The 13,582-nt window shown below is 70.5% G+C and carries 11 protein-coding genes and 1 pseudogene; 6 read left to right on the forward strand and 6 right to left on the reverse strand.

Annotated features, from left to right (window positions below; all coding sequences use genetic code 11):
- Nucleotides 1-135: 135 nt before the first annotated feature.
- Together OG978_RS37610 and OG978_RS37615 are read right to left on the reverse strand one after the other, a co-directional pair.
- Nucleotides 136-1,281, reverse strand: coding sequence for a tyrosine-type recombinase/integrase (locus OG978_RS37610; RefSeq protein ID WP_326769504.1), 1,146 nt, complete (start codon nucleotides 1,279-1,281; stop codon nucleotides 136-138).
- Between the two features lie 68 nt (nucleotides 1,282-1,349).
- A pseudogene (locus OG978_RS37615) lies at nucleotides 1,350-1,916 on the reverse strand (NAD(P)-binding domain-containing protein); the annotation flags it as partial.
- 178 nt (nucleotides 1,917-2,094) lie between these two features.
- Here OG978_RS37615 and OG978_RS37620 point away from each other — a divergent pair.
- Nucleotides 2,095-2,703, forward strand: a complete 609-nt coding sequence (locus OG978_RS37620; RefSeq protein ID WP_326769505.1) for a TetR/AcrR family transcriptional regulator — start codon at nucleotides 2,095-2,097, stop codon at nucleotides 2,701-2,703.
- Nucleotides 2,696-3,577 (forward strand): alpha/beta fold hydrolase, encoded by an 882-nt coding sequence (locus OG978_RS37625; RefSeq protein WP_326769506.1) that lies wholly within the window; start codon nucleotides 2,696-2,698, stop codon nucleotides 3,575-3,577. The genes OG978_RS37620 and OG978_RS37625 overlap by 8 nt, the downstream gene beginning before the upstream one ends.
- Before the next feature lie 260 nt (nucleotides 3,578-3,837).
- Here the strand turns inward: OG978_RS37625 and OG978_RS37635 are convergent, their stop codons facing one another.
- From OG978_RS37635 to OG978_RS37645, 3 genes are read right to left on the reverse strand one after another with little or no spacing between them, the layout of a single operon-like run.
- The gene (locus OG978_RS37635; RefSeq protein ID WP_326769507.1) at nucleotides 3,838-4,623 is read right to left on the reverse strand and encodes a 3-oxoacyl-ACP reductase; all 786 of its coding nucleotides are present in this window, start codon (nucleotides 4,621-4,623) and stop codon (nucleotides 3,838-3,840) included.
- 5 nt (nucleotides 4,624-4,628) lie between these two features.
- Entirely contained in the window at nucleotides 4,629-6,017 is a 1,389-nt protein-coding gene (locus tag OG978_RS37640) for an aldehyde dehydrogenase family protein (protein WP_326769508.1), read from the reverse strand.
- Nucleotides 6,018-6,055: 38 nt separating this feature from the next.
- The gene (locus tag OG978_RS37645; protein WP_326769509.1) at nucleotides 6,056-7,420 is read right to left on the reverse strand and encodes a glutamine synthetase family protein; all 1,365 of its coding nucleotides are present in this window, start codon (nucleotides 7,418-7,420) and stop codon (nucleotides 6,056-6,058) included.
- 268 nt (nucleotides 7,421-7,688) lie between these two features.
- Here OG978_RS37645 and eat point away from each other — a divergent pair, with 268 nt between their 5' ends.
- From eat to OG978_RS37660, 3 genes are all read left to right on the forward strand, one after another.
- Nucleotides 7,689-9,158, forward strand: coding sequence for an ethanolamine permease (gene eat, locus OG978_RS37650; RefSeq protein ID WP_326769510.1), 1,470 nt, complete (start codon nucleotides 7,689-7,691; stop codon nucleotides 9,156-9,158).
- 127 nt (nucleotides 9,159-9,285) lie between these two features.
- A complete protein-coding gene (locus tag OG978_RS37655) occupies nucleotides 9,286-10,008 on the forward strand; it encodes a gamma-glutamyl-gamma-aminobutyrate hydrolase family protein (RefSeq protein ID WP_326769511.1) in 723 nt (240 codons plus the stop codon).
- Between the two features lie 129 nt (nucleotides 10,009-10,137).
- Nucleotides 10,138-11,523 (forward strand): peptidoglycan DD-metalloendopeptidase family protein, encoded by a 1,386-nt coding sequence (locus OG978_RS37660; protein WP_326769512.1) that lies wholly within the window; start codon nucleotides 10,138-10,140, stop codon nucleotides 11,521-11,523.
- Here the strand turns inward: OG978_RS37660 and OG978_RS37665 are convergent.
- Nucleotides 11,493-12,617 carry a DMT family transporter gene (locus OG978_RS37665; protein WP_326769513.1) on the reverse strand — a complete coding sequence of 375 codons (1,125 nt, stop codon included), beginning with the start codon at nucleotides 12,615-12,617 and terminating at the stop codon, nucleotides 11,493-11,495. The genes OG978_RS37660 and OG978_RS37665 overlap by 31 nt on opposite strands.
- A gap of 234 nt (nucleotides 12,618-12,851) precedes the next feature.
- Between OG978_RS37665 and OG978_RS37670 the strand changes: the two genes are divergently transcribed.
- Complete coding sequence (locus tag OG978_RS37670; RefSeq protein ID WP_326769514.1) at nucleotides 12,852-13,532, forward strand: (2Fe-2S)-binding protein; 681 nt, start codon at nucleotides 12,852-12,854, stop codon at nucleotides 13,530-13,532.
- Nucleotides 13,533-13,582 lie beyond the last annotated feature (50 nt).

A 13,582-nucleotide genomic window follows, 5' to 3' on the forward strand; every position in this document is an offset into this window, starting at 1 on the left:
CGAAGGCACGGCATCCCTAGGTACTACTTCGGGGGCAAACTGAAGTTCAAGGTGGCCGACCTCGACCGGTGGGCCCAACAGCAGAAGACCGCATGAAGGGCCGGGCGCAAGCCCGGCCCTTCGTCTTTAAGCGCTTCACAGTCCCTCGTTGAGGAGCCGAGCCGCCCGACCTACCGAGGCTGGCATGAGGTGGCGGTAGATCCTGAAAGTCATGTTGATGTTGCTGTGCCCCATCCACTCTGCGACGTCGGTGATCGGAACACCCTTGGAGAGGCAGTTCGAGGCGAAGAAGTGTCGCAGTGAATACGGGTTGAGCTTTCGGGTGATGCCAGCCTTCTTCCTTGCTGACCACCACTGGTACTGCATGGTTGAGTATCCCCAGTGCGGGGATCGTTGTGTGCGGATGAGATAACCGTTCTCGTCCACTCCCTTGTTCTTTGCATAGGTGAGAACCGAGTCGCGCACGGTGGCCGGCAGTGGAGACTCGTGGAATTCTCCTGGCTTTCGGCGCTTGAGACGCGCGGGTCGGCGTGTCCTGCCATCGATCTGCTCGGTGATGCGGTACACGTCGTCAGCCACAAGACGTTCCAGGTTCGCGGCGTAGGCTTCTCCGTTGCGTAGCCCGCAGCCGTGCATGAGGTCGATGACCAAGCGCAGCTCCTCGCTCCCTTCCTCCTTGAGCGCGCGGATCTCGTCCAAGGTAGGGATGGTGATCTTGCGTGGGATGTACTCGGGGGAGACGACGCCAATAAACGGGTCCTCCGCTATACCTCCGCGGCGATAGGCATCCAGCAAGATCTTCTTGAGGGTGTCGTAGGCGTTCTGCTGGGCGCCCAATCCGACCGACCGCTCTTCCATCGACATGATGAAGTCGTCGATCACCGTCGAGGTGAACGTGTTGATCCGACGGGATTCCAGGACGGGGAGCACCTGATTCTTCAGGACCTGGTCCACCGTACGGACGCTGCCAGGCGTGTAATGACGCTGCCGGGTCAGCCATGAGGCCGCGTACGGACCGAATCGGTGCCGACCTGTCTCGCGCTGGGACGCGGCCTGCCGCTCTGGTGTGTGGCGCTTCTCGTTGTAGACCTTCGTCAGACGGTCGAGGGCATCCTGCTGGGTGGTGAACCCAGTCTCTTCGCGCTGGCGGCCCGTCCCGTCGCGGTATCGGACGACGTACGGATGTGCACAGCGGTTTTGACGGGTGCAGCGGCAGTTCTTGAAGAAGCTTGCCCATGCCGCGAACGAGCGGGGTTGCCATGGTGCGTTTTCCTGACTCATGCTGGGTGTTTGCTGACTGGGCACCCGTGAGCATGGCCCTGAACTGCGGCTCCGCCATACTACGCGACGTTGTGGACCATCTTCACGAAGTGCCCGGCCCCGTCCGGACCGATGTGGGTGGTGCAGGGGGTGCCGTCCTTCGCCTTGGCGGCGATCTTCTCCAGCAACGGCCCCAGCGACTCGTACGACTCGTCCGCACCGCCCGGCATGATGCTCGGCCCGTTCAGCGCGCCCTCCTCGCCGCCCGAGATGCCGACGCCGACGAAGTGGATCCCGCGCTCGCGCAGCGCCTTCTCCCGCCGGCGGGTGTCCTCGAAGTGCGCGTTGCCGCCGTCGATGATGACGTCGCCCTCTTCGACGAGCGGGGCGAACTCCTGGATCACGGCATCGGTGGGATCGCCCGCCTTCACCATGATGACGAGCCGACGCGGACGTTCCAGCGCCGCGACGAACTCCTCCGGCGTGTGCGCGGGGACGAAGGAGCCCTCGCCGCCGAACTTCTCCACCAGGGCGTCCGTTTTCGCGGTGGTCCGGTTGTGCACCGCGACGGTGAAGCCGTTGCGGGCGAAGTTGCGCGCGAGGTTGCGGCCCATGACCGCGAGCCCTGTGACGCCGATCTGTGCAGTGCCGCTCATGTGTGTGCTCTGCAATCTGTCTCGGGGATGCCGGGATCTTCAGGAATGCCGGGATCTTCAGTATGGATACGGGGCGCGGGAACGGCCTGTTCGGCATCGTCCGGACGGACCGTCAACCGGCCTGTGTATATTAGGAAACTACCTAGGGTGTCTAGGTATTCTTCGACGGAGGTGGCGGATGGTTCGCGCGGGTCTCACGACCGAACGCGTGGTGGTGGCTGCGGCCGATCTGGCCGACTCCATCGGCTTCGACAAGGTCACGATCTCCGCGCTGGCCCGCGGCTTCGGGGTCAAGGACGCCAGCCTGTATTCGCACGTCAGGAATCTGCACGACCTGCGTACCCGGGTCGCGCTGCTGGCCGCCGGAGAGTTCATCGACCGGATCGGCGCCGCCGTGGCGGGCCGGGCCGGGAAGGACGCCCTGGTCGCGTTCGCCGATGCCTACCGGGCCTTCGCGCTGGAGCGGCCCGGACGGTACGCGGCGACGCAGATGCGGGTCGACCCCGCGATCGTCGCCCAGTCGTCCGCGTACCACCGCACCATCGAGACCACCGGCGCGATGCTGCGTGCCTACGGCCTGGCAGAGCCCGATCTCACGGACGCGGTACGGCTGTTGCGCAGCACCTTCCACGGCTACTGCGCCCTGGAGGCGAGCGGGGGCTTCGGTGCGCCCCGCGATGTGCAGACGTCCTGGGAGCGGTCCGTCGAGGCCCTGCACTTCCTGCTGGAGCACTGGCCGTCCGCGACGGGTGAGAAGACGAACGAGGGGGAGAGCGACCATGGCTGACCGCACGGCGCCGGAGCGCACGGGCCGCCTGAAGGTGCCCGGGGCGACGCTGTACTACGAGGTGCGCGGCGAAGGCCCGCTGCTGTTGCTGATGCCGGGCGGGAGCGCCGACGCGGGGCTCTACGACCGGATGGCGGCGCGGCTGGCCGACAGGTGGACCGTCGCGGCCTTCGACCCGCGCGGCTACTCGCGCAGCCTTCTCGACGGCGCGCTCGCGGACCAGCAGGTGGCGGTGCAGAGCGAGGACGCGTACCGGCTCATCGAGCTGCTGTCGCCGGACGACGGGCCGGTGGCCGTCTTCGGTTCCAGTTCGAGCGCGATCGTCGCCCTGGACCTGCTCTCCCGCCACCCGGAGCGGCTGCACCGAGTGGTCGCGCACGAACCGCCGTTGGTGGAACTGCTGCCCGATCCGGAACGGGGGCGGAAGCTCTTCGCGGCGGTACGCGACTCCTTCCGCAGGGACGGGGAGGCCGCGGCGCTGGCCACCATGACCGAGGGCCTGACGGACCCGGAGGCGGTGCCGCCGGCCGGGGGCGGGCACCGGGCGGCGGCCGAACCGTCCGCGCGGGAGGCCGAGGCGTTCCGGCGGATGCGGGCCAACCTTCCGGTGTTCCTGGAGCACGTGCTGTGCTCGTTCAGCGGTTACGTACCGGACCTGGCGGCCCTGGAGCGCGCCACGGAGAAGCTGGTCATCGGTGTGGGGGAGGACTCCCGCACCCTGCTCACGGCGATTCCCGGTGTCCGGCTGACGGACCGGGCGATCGGCGGGCTCGTGGAGTTCCCCGGCGGTCACACCGGCTGCGTCGAGGACCCCGACGCGTTCGCCGCGCGGCTGCGGGCGGTGCTGCTCGACGAAACGCACCGCGGGGCGTAGCGGCCGTGTTGCTGCGGAAGTAAATGTCCCATGCCGACGGCGACCGGGACCACGGCGACCGGCACTATCGAGGACGTCCGGCCCGTGGTGGTGCTGATGCAGGAACCGCAGCTTCGACCACTGCTTCGGCAGACTCAAGGGCGTACGCGGCTTCTCGGACCGGTCCGGGATCACCCTCCCGTGGCCGCCCCGGCGCCCGCGCGTACCGGGCATCGACGGGGGACGGGACGACCAGGCGTCCCGTCCCGCCTCCGCACGGTCTAGAGCGGCGTGACGTAGGCGCCGGTGAGCCCGCCGTCGACCAGGAAGTCGGTGGCGTTGACGAAGGAGGAGTCGTCGCTGGCCAGGAAGGCCACGGCGGCGGCCATCTCGGTGGGCTCGGCGAACCGGCCGACCGGGATGTGCACCAGCCTGCGCGCGGCCCGCTCCGGGTCCTTGGCGAACAACTCCTGGAGCAGCGGGGTGTTGACCGGCCCGGGGCACAGCGCGTTGACCCGGATGCCCTCCCGCGCGAACTGCACACCGAGTTCGCGCGACATGGCCAGGACGCCGCCCTTGGAGGCGGTGTAGGAGATCTGCGAGGTGGCGGCGCCCATCCGGGCCACGAACGAGGCCGTGTTGATGATGGAGCCCTTGCCCTGGCGGCACATGTACGGGATGGCGGCCTTGCAGCACAGGTAGACGGAGGTGAGGTTGACCTCCTGCACCCGGCGCCAGGCGTCGAGGCCGGTCTCCAGGATGGAGTCGTCCTCGGGCGGCGAGATCCCCGCGTTGTTGAAGGCGATGTCGACCGAGCCGTACGTGTCGAACGCGGCCTTGAACAACGCCTCCACCTGCTCGGCGTCCGTGACGTCGGTGCGTACGAAGAGGCCGTCGACCTCCTCGGCGGCGGCCTTGCCGCTCTCCTCGTCCACATCGGCGCAGACGACGTGCGCGCCCTCGGCGGCCAACCGCCGGACGGTGGCCAGTCCGATGCCGCTGCCGGCTCCGGTGACTACGGCGGTGCGGCCGACCAGGCGGCGGCAGACTGCGGTGGTGTCGGTCATGGTGCTCAGGCCTCCGTGCTGATGAAGACGTTCTTGGTTTCGGTGAAGGCGGCGAGTGCGTCGGGGCCGAGCTCGCGGCCCAGTCCGGACTGTTTGTAGCCGCCGAAGGGGGTGGCGTAGCGGACGCTGGAGTGCGAGTTGACCGAGAGGTTTCCGGCCCGCAGGCCCTGGCCGACCCGCAGGGCACGGGCCACGTCACGCGTCCAGACCGATCCGGCCAGCCCGTACTCCGTCGCGTTCGCCAGCCGTACGGCGTCCGCCTCGTCGTCGAAGGGCAGCACCACGGCGACCGGCCCGAAGACCTCGTCGACGGCCACCGAGGCGTCCGGCGACACCCCGGCGAGAACGGTCGGCGGGTACCAGAACCCCGGGCCGTCCGGCGCCGAGCCGAGGATGGTCCGTACGCCGTCGGGCAGGACGTCCACGAACGCGCTCACGCGCTCCTGCTGGACGGCCGAGATCAGCGGACCCATCTGGGTCTTCTCGTCCGACGGGTCACCGACCACCACCGCGGCGACGGCCGGTGCCAGCAGATCGAGGAAGCGGTCGTAGGCCGAGCGCTCGACCAGGATGCGGGTCCGGGCGCAGCAGTCCTGGCCGGCGTTGTCCAGGAAGGACATCGGAGCGGCGGCCGCCGCGGCCTCCAGGTCGGCGTCGGCGAAGACCACGTTCGGGCTCTTGCCGCCGAGTTCCAGGGTCAGGCGCTTCACGCGTTCGGCGCAGCGGGTCATGATGTGCTTGCCGGTCCGGGTGGAGCCGGTGAAGACGATCTTGGCCACGCCGGGGTGGTCCACCAGGGCGGCGCCCGCCACCGGTCCTTCGCCCGGCAGCACCTGGAACAGTCCGCCGGGCAGCCCGGCCTCCAGGGCCAGTTCCGCCAGGCGCAGCGCGGTCAGTGGTGTGGTCTCGGCGGGTTTGAGCAGGACGGCGTTGCCGGCGGCGAGTGCCGGGGCCGCACCCCAGGCGGCGATCGGCATCGGGAAGTTCCAGGGGGCGATGACCCCGATGACGCCGAGTGGTTCCAGGAGGGTGAAGTCGATGCCGCCGGCGACCGGGATCTGCCGGCCGAGCAGGCGTTCGACGCCGCCCGCGCAGTAGTCGAGGAGGTCGCGCACATTGCCCGCCTCCCAGCGGGCGTTGCCGATGGTGTGACCGGCCTCGCGGACCTCCAGCAGGGCCAGTTCCTCGATGTGTTCGTCGACGACGGCGGCGAACCGGCGGAGCAGCCGGGCCCGGTCGGCGGGTGCCGCCGCGGCCCAGACGCGCTGGGCGGTGGCGGCACGGGCGACGGCCGCGTCGACGGTGGCGACGTCGGTGGCCGGGACGGCGGCGATGACCTCGGCGGTGGCCGGGTTCAGGATGTCCAGGCTGTGGGGTGCGGACTGATGGGACACGTACGGGCCTCGATCGGGAGTGAGGGACGGGGCGGAGGTCACAGGCGCTCGAAGGAGCGTCGCAGCTCCCAGTCGGTCACGGCGGCGTCGTAGGCGGCGAGTTCGACACGCGCCATGTTCAGATAGTGCGCGACGACCTCCTCGCCGAACGCCTCCTTGGCGATGGGGCTGGCCTCCCACAGGTCTGCTGCCTCGCGCAGGGTGGTCGGCACCTGCTCGTACTCGGAGGTGTAGGCGTTGCCTGTGCAGGCCTCCGGCAGCGCCAGCTCGTGCTCGACGCCGTACAGCCCCGCGGCGACCAGTCCGGCGGTGGCGAGATACGGATTGACGTCGCCGCCGGGCAGCCGGTTCTCGAAGCGGCGGGAGCGGCCGTGACCGACCACGCGCAGGGAGCAGGTGCGGTTGTCGTGGCCCCAGGCGACGGCGGTCGGCGCGAAGGAGCCGGGCTGGAACCGCTTGTAGGAGTTGATGTTCGGCGCGTACAGCAGGGAGAAGTCGCGCAGGGCGGCGAGCTGTCCGGCGAGGAAGTGCCGCATCAGGTCGGACATGGCGTCCGGGCCGTCACCCGCCATCGCGTTGTCACCGTTGTCGTCGGTGAGCGAGAGGTGGATGTGGCAGGAGTTGCCTTCGCGCTCGTCGTACTTGGCCATGAAGGTGAGCGAGACGCCCTCCTGCGCGGCGATCTCCTTGGCGCCCGTCTTGTAGACCGCGTGCTGGTCGCAGGTGACCAGCGCCTCGTCGTAGCGGAAGGCGATCTCGTGCTGGCCGAGATTGCACTCGCCCTTGGCCGACTCGACGGTCAGCCCGGCCGCCTGCATCTCGTTGCGGATGCGGCGCAGCAGGGGTTCGACGCGGCCGGTGCCGAGGATGGAGTAGTCGATGTTGTACTGATTGGCCGGGGTCAGCCCGCGGTAGCCGCGGTCCCAGGCCTGCTCGTAACTGTCCTTGAAGACGATGAACTCCAGCTCCGTGCCCACCTGGGCCCGGTAGCCGAGGCCGGCCAGCCGGTCCAGCTGCCGGCGCAGGACCTGGCGCGGTGCGGCGACGACCGGGCTGCCGTCGTTCCAGGCGAGATCGGCGACGAGCAGCGCGGTGCCCTCGTGCCAGGGCAGGAGCCGCAGGGTGGCGAGGTCCGGGAGCATGGCGAAGTCGCCGTAGCCGCGCTCCCAGGAGGACATTGCATAGCCGTCGACGGTGTTCATGTCGGTGTCGACGGCCAACAGATAGTTGCAGCCCTCGGTACCGTGCTCCAGAACCTCGGCGAGGAAGAACCCGGCGGCGAACCGCTTGCCCTGGAGTCGGCCCTGCATATCGGGAAAGGCCAGGACGACGGTGTCGATGGACCCGCTCGCGACGAGTGAGCGCAGCTCCTCGACGGCGAGCGGGGGTGTGCGGTCTGCCACGGGATTCCTCCTTGGGTGCACCGAGACCGATAAGGTATGACAGAGAACCATTGCTTGGGAAGAGGGCCCGGCCGGTGGTGGCGGATCGCCTTCGAGGAGGCGCCCGGTGCACCCGTCACGAGTAATGCGTGCAACCGTAACCACTGTTTAACGTGTGTCCCTTGTGTTTCCTCTGGCGTTCCACAAAGGTGTATCGGCGAACCTTTGATGCGCCCTCTTCGCCTCCCACGCCTCGACGCAGCGCCGTCGACACACATCTGGAGTGCCCATGGCCCAGGGAACCGACACCCCCACCAGCCCACCCGGCGACACGGCCGGCGCGGCGACCGGAACGGACGAGTACCTGCACCGCCGCACCCTGCGCCGGGGCAGCGCGGGCTGGCTCCTGCTGACCGGACTCGGCGTCGCCTATGTCGTGTCCGGCGACTACTCCGGCTGGAACATCGGCCTCTCCAAGGGTGGCTTCGGCGGACTCGCCGCGGCCACCGTGCTGATGGGCCTGATGTACGCGTGCCTGGTCTTCGCGCTGGCGGAACTCTCCGCCATCCTGCCCACCGCCGGTGGCGGCTACGGCTTCGCACGCCGCGCCCTGGGCACCTGGGGCGGCTTCCTGACCGGTACGGCCATCCTCATCGAGTACATCCTCGCCCCCGCCGCCATCTCGCTGTTCATCGGTGACTACGTCCAGTCCCTCGGCCTGTTCGGGCTCACCTCCGGCTGGCCCGTCTACCTCGCGTGCTTCACCGTCTTCATCGGGATCCACCTCTGGGGCGTCGGCGAGGCGCTGCGGTTCAGCCTGATCGTGACCGCCGTCGCCGTGGCCGCTCTGCTGATCTTCGCCATCGGCGCGTTCACCGACTTCGACGCGGACCGGCTCAACGACATCCCGGTGGACACCGGCGCACTCGGCTCCTCGTCCTGGCTGCCCTTCGGGCTGCTCGGCATCTGGGCCGCCTTCCCCTTCGGCATGTGGTTCTTCCTGGGCGTCGAGGGCGTGCCGCTCGCCGCCGAGGAGGCCAAGGACCCGGTCAGGTCGATGCCGAGGGCGCTGGCCATCTCTCTGACCGTGCTGGTGGGGCTGGCGGTGCTCACCTTCCTCTCCGCCACCGGCGCACAGGGCGCGAAGGCCATCCAGGAAGCGGGCAACCCCCTTGTGGTCGCGCTGGAGGGCGAGGGCGGTCCCACCGGCCTGAGCCGCTTCGTCAACTACGCCGGCCTGGCGGGCCTGGTGGCCTCGTTCTTCTCGCTGATCTTCGCCGGCTCCCGCCAGCTGTTCGCGCTCTCCCGGGCCGGCTACCTGCCGCGCTTCCTCTCGCTGACCAACCGCCGCAAGTCCCCCTACCTCGGCCTGCTGATCCCCGGCGCGATCGGCTTCACGCTGGCCGCCTGGATCGGCAACGGCGGCCGGATGCTGAACGTCGCCGTATTCGGCGCCACCATCAGCTACGCGTTGATGGCGCTCTCCCACATCGTGCTGCGCCGCCGCGAACCGCACCTCGAACGGCCCTACCGCACGCCCGGCGGCGCGCTCACCTCGTCCGTGGCGTTCGTGCTGGCATGCTCGGCACTGGTGGCGACCTTCCTGGTGGACCGGAACGCGGCGTTCATCGCTCTCGGCGTGTACGCGGTGGCACTGGCCTACTTCGCCTTCTACAGCCGCCACCGCCTTGTCGCGAGCGCTCCGGAGGAGGAGTTCGCCGCCCTGGCGGCGGCCGAGGCCGAACTGTCGCGGGACTGAACGGGACCGCGACACAAGGCCGTTGTCCGCACGCCTGCCCGCCCGTGCCACTGCCCGTCCGTGCCACGCCCGCGCGCGGCAGGGGCGCACCACGACCGATCAGCGAACGAACCAGAGGAGGGGCTCCATGACCCGGCCCGTCATCGGCATCAGCACCTATCAGGAACCGGCCCGGTGGGGCGTGTGGGACATGCCGGCCGCCCTGCTGCCCATCGGCTACCCGCGCCTGGTGCGGGCGGCCGGCGGCCTGGCGGTGATGCTGCCGCCCGACGACACCGCCGACGCGGCCCGGGAGACCGTGGCGGCACTGGACGGTGTGGTGATCGCGGGCGGCGCCGATGTCGAACCGGCCCGCTACGGCGAGTCGCCCGATCCCCGCACCGGCCCGCCCGCCCGCGAACGCGACGCGTGGGAACTCGCCCTGATCGAGGCGGCGATCGACCAGCACGTCCCGCTGCTGGGCATCTGCCGGGGCATGCAACTGCTCAACGTCGCCCTCGGTGGCACCCTGCACCAGCACCTGGACGGGCACACCGGCGGCCCCGGCGTCTTCGGCGAACACACCGTCACCCCCGTTCGCGGCACGGTGTACGCGGCAGCCGTCGCGGAACCGGCCGCGGTGCCCGCCTACCACCACCAGGCCGTGGACCGCCTGGGATCCGGCCTCACGGCAAGCGCCCACGCGCCCGACGGCACCGTGGAGGCCCTGGAACTCACCGACCACGACAGCCTGGTGCTGGGGGTCCAGTGGCACCCCGAAATGGGCGACGACATCCGGATCATGGCCGCCCTCGTGAACGCGGCGGCCCGGCACCGCTCCGTCACCCGCGCGGGCGCGCCCGTACCGTAACCGCCGGAGAGGGCGGGGCCGTTGGGTCGGCCGTGACGGTGAGCCCCGGGGCTCTCTTGTCAGCGGCCTTTGCCTGCACATAAGTTGGGCGCTTGCGACGTGTCCTACTGTCAGTGGGGGAGCCAAGTCATGGCCGCGAACGGACGGCACCGCAGATATCAGCCCAGCCGGATCAACCGTGCCTCGCTCACGGTCACCGCGGGCGGTGCGGGCCTCGCGCTTCCGCTCATCGCAGCGGCTTCGGCGGGCGCCGCGTCGACGGATGTGTGGGAGAAGGTCGCCGCCTGCGAGTCGACCGGCAACTGGCACATCAACAGCGGCAACGGCTACTTCGGCGGACTACAGTTCACCCGGTCGACCTGGGCGGCCTACGGCGGCACGGTCTACGCCCCGCGCGCCGATCTGGCCACCAAGGACCAGCAGATCTCCATCGCCGAGAAGGTGCTCGACGCGCAGGGGCCGGGCGCGTGGCCGGGCTGCTCGACGAAGGCGGGGCTGACGAGTGGCGGGGACGCCGCCGACATCAGCCCGCAGTCGCAGCGGAGCAGTCACGTCCAGGCTCCTGGCAAGCCCGCATCCGGCAAGACCTCCTCGGGCAACCCGACGACGAAGCGGACGTCCACCCCCGCCACGCCGACCACCGTGCCCGGCAAGCGCGAGTCCTACACCGTGGCACGCGGCGACTCGCTCTCCGCGATCGCGGCGACCGAGCACGTCCGGGGCGGCTGGCAGCACCTCTACGCGCAGAACCGCGAGGTCGTGGGGGACGACCCGGACCTCATCCTCCCCGGGCAGCGCCTGAGCCTGGACACGGCGCGGTCGCCGAGGACGGACTCCAGGACGGGCACGCCCGCGCAGACGAAGCCGAAGGCGGAGCCGAAGCCCCGGAAGGTCGCCGCACCGCACCGGTCGGCGGCACCGGAGCGCCCGAAGGCGAAGCCGTACCCCCAGGCCGCCGAAGCGAAGCAGCAGGCGGCCACGGAGCAGCGCAAGGCAGCAGCGAAGCCGCACCACAACGCCGCGAAGCCGAAGCCGCACCACAACGCCGCGAAGCCGAAGCCGCAGCCGAAGAAGACTGAGAGCCACCGGCCGAAGCAGCGGACGGAGCAGCACTCCGGTCTCGTCGCACCCGTCGCGGCCGGCATCGGCACCCCGTACCACCAGGCCGGTTCCTGGTCCAGCGGCTATCACACCGGGGTCGACTTCCCCGTCCCGACCGGCACGTCGATCAGGGCGGTGGCCTCCGGCACGGTCGTCTCGGCGGGCTGGGGCGGGGCATACGGCTACCAGGTCGTCATCCGGCACAGCGACGGCAAGTACAGCCAGTACGCGCATCTGTCCGCGCTGCACGTGCGTGAGGGCAGGCACGTCTCCGCAGGCCAGCGGATTGCGCGCTCGGGCTCCACCGGGAACGTCACGGGTCCGCACCTGCACTTCGAGATCCGCACCGGTCCCGGCTACGGATCGGACATCGACCCGCTGGCCTACCTCAGGGCGGGCGGCGTCAGCGTCTGAACGGCCGCGTCGTCGGGGTCGACGGGCCCCGCGGACGAGCCGCCCCGCCGTTCCGTGCCGGTGTACGACGACGGCCCGGGCCCGAACGCCACCCGGCCCAGACACTCCAGCGGCATCAGCGCGGGCAGCGGACGCGCCGAGGAAAGCGTTTCCGGGACCGCTTCGACGGCCCCGGCAGGCATCGGGAAGGCGGGCGCCGCGTCCACGGCCGCCTCCTCGCCCTCCGCGTCCGTCCCGTCCACCGGAGCATCCGGGAGGGCGCGCTGCTCCGCGCCCAGCCGCTCCGTCGTGAGCAGTATCAGGCCGCCCGCGGCGACCACCGCACAGGCCAGCGCGAGCATGGTCCCGGCCGTGCCGTGCCGGAACTGCTCGCCGAACATCGTGATGCCGACGACCGCCGCTATCACCGGGTTCACCACGGTCACCGTCGCCAGCGGCGCGGTAAGTCCGGCACCCCGGTACGCGGCCTGGGAGAGCAGCAGCCCGGCGGCCGCGAAACCGGCGATCGCCAGCAGCGCCGGCAGTCCTGCCGCCAGCGCACCGGAGGTCCACCCCACCGCCACCGTCTTCACGAACACCGAGGCGATGCCGAACGCGATGCCCGCCGCCCCGGCCAGGATCACGCTCCGTACCACCGGCCGGTGCACGCCCGTGGAGATCAGGGCGAGCAGCGCGATCGCACCGAGCGTCACACCGGCGGCGATCAGTTGATCCGGGCCGTTCAACGAGTGCGACTCGGCGTTCCCCGTGAGTGCGAGCAGGCCCGCCAGACCGACGGTTGCCATGATCGCGCCCCGCCAGGCGGTGGCTCCCGCCCGCCGGCGTACGAAGAGCGCCGACATCGGCAGGGCGAAGACAATGGTCAGCGCACCGAGCGGCTGGACGAGACTGAGCGGACCGTAGGCCAAGGCCACGACATGGAGCACCGCGCCCCCGCCGTTCAGCGCCACGGCGGCCCACCAGACACGGTTGCGCAGGGGGGCGAGCGAGTGGCCGTCGCCGGCTGTCGCCACGCGCTCCTGGACGATCGCCCCGGCCGCGTACGCGACCGCGGAGACCAGTGACAGCAGCACGGACAGCGCAAGGGAACTCATGTACACCACGATGTCCCTTCGGCGCGGCTGCGTCGTCGTCCTTGAGACGGCGATTCGCCGTACTGCTTTGGTAGTACGGCCGTATCCCCAGTGTCCTCCTGCGGAGGGTAGTCCTCCTTCCGGAGGACCTATGGCCTCGCGGAGTCCTCACCCTGCGGGCGGCTACGGTGAACGGCGCAGGGGAGCCGGCGCAGTGGGGCCGACGACCGGAATTGCCGAGAAGGAGCGCATGCGATGGACGGGTCCGCAGCGGCCTCGGTGGGCGGATTCTTCGCGCTGCGGACCACCGCGCCGCCCGACGGGGCGCACCGCCCGCTGGCACGGTTGTACGCGGGGGAGCAGGCTCCGCTCACGGCCCGTATCGACACGGTGGCCGCGCGGTTGGACACCGCCGAGCGCAGAGTGGCTGCCTCCATCGCGCACTTGGGGCTGGCATCCCGCCTCTGGTCGGTCGCACTCGGACCTGCGGCACTGACCGGCCGCTTCCCCGGCCTTTCGCCCGGCGCCCTCCACTGGGACCCGCGGCACCCGGCCCCCGACGATCTGTGGCTGGACGGCACCGAGTCGCTGCCCGGCACCGCCTGCCGGATCCGGGAAGCCGTCCAGTACGGCCACCTCGTGCCCCTCGCCGAGGCGATCCACCGGGACAGCCCGCTGTCCGGCCGGCTGCTGTGGGGCAACGCGGGGTCCGCGCTGGCAGGAGCCCTGCGTCAACTCCTCGCCTGGGCACGTACGCACCACCGCCCCGACGTGGCCGCGCGGGCCCGCGCACTGGTCGCCGAACTCTTCGACCACCCGGACCTGCGGAACACCGGCGCCCCGCACGACGCGGCGTTCCGGCGCCGCAGTTGCTGTCTGTACTACCGCACACCGGCCGGCGGCCTGTGCGGGGACTGCGTCTTCGAGAGCGTCTGACACACTGCCGTTCGGAGGGGGATTCATGCGGGCGGACACGGTGCGGGACC

Origin of the sequence: Streptomyces sp. NBC_01591 (assembly GCF_035918155.1) — a bacterium.
In the GTDB taxonomy this organism is placed as follows: Bacteria; Actinomycetota; Actinomycetes; order Streptomycetales; family Streptomycetaceae; genus Streptomyces.